Raw genomic sequence first — 442 nt, 5'->3', positions numbered from 1 at the left:
CACCGGCCGGACGTGCGGTTCTGGTGCCCGCACCTGCCGCCCTCGCCGCGCGATGCGATGGCGCTGGTGGCGCAGGGCATCGCCGACTGGCCGGCGCAGCGGATGGCGGTGGTCGGCTCGTCGCTGGGCGGCTTCTACGCGAGCTGGGTGGCGCAGCACAAGCCCGGCTGCGCGAGCGTGCTGCTGAACCCGGCCGTGGACCCGGCGCGGGACCTGGAGCGCTACATCGGCCAGCAGACGGCCTGGCACGATCCGTCCGAGCAGTTCTACTTCCGGCCCGAATACATCGCCGAACTGCGGGCGCTGGAGGTGCGGACCCTGCCCGCCGCCGGACCGGAACTCGCCATCATCGCCAAGGGCGACGAACTGCTGGACTGGCGCGAGATGGCCGCCCGCCATGCCGCCGCCCGGGTGGTGCTGCTGGAAGGCGGCGACCATGCCC

The 442-nt window shown here is 73.5% G+C and carries 1 protein-coding gene; it reads left to right on the top strand.

Going from position 1 to position 442, the window contains the following annotated elements; genetic code table 11:
• Positions 1-442 (top strand): YqiA/YcfP family alpha/beta fold hydrolase (locus GVL52_RS32140; RefSeq protein WP_160012744.1); only part of this gene is annotated, 442 nt, incomplete at both ends.

The organism is Rhizobium sp. 18055 (assembly GCF_902706285.1).
Lineage (GTDB): Bacteria > Pseudomonadota > Alphaproteobacteria > Rhizobiales > Rhizobiaceae > Rhizobium.
Note: the sequence above shows the minus strand (reverse complement) of the source record. Positions and strands in the feature narration are given on the sequence as shown.